Source organism: Pseudomonas sp. PDM31 (assembly GCF_019218965.1).
Classification (GTDB): Bacteria; Pseudomonadota; Gammaproteobacteria; order Pseudomonadales; family Pseudomonadaceae; genus Aquipseudomonas.
In genome coordinates this window covers 1-249 of the sequence record NZ_JAHUWS010000053.1, presented here as the reverse complement: position 1 = coordinate 249, position 249 = coordinate 1, and the positions used below count along the sequence as shown (strand labels likewise).

Below are 249 nucleotides of genomic sequence, written 5' to 3'. Positions count from 1 at the left end.
GTGGCGAGTTGACTGTTTTCGAGAAAAACCTCGGTGACGGCAGTGCTGCGGATAGTAATGCCCTGACCCAGAACGGCACCTTTACCATCACCGCGCTGGACGGTGTGACGACCCTGACGGTGGGCGGCATTGCCGTGGTCACCAATGGCGTGGCGGCGGGCTTCCCGCAATCAGCGGTCACTCCATTGGGCAGCACCCTGACCATCACCGGGTTCAATGCCACTACCGGCGTGGTCAGCTACAGCTACA

1 protein-coding gene is annotated in these 249 nt (G+C 61.0%); it reads left to right on the top strand.

The annotated features are described in order from the left end of the window. A partial coding sequence (locus KW839_RS27425) for a hypothetical protein (RefSeq protein ID WP_218426053.1) occupies positions 1-249 on the top strand: 249 nt, incomplete at both ends.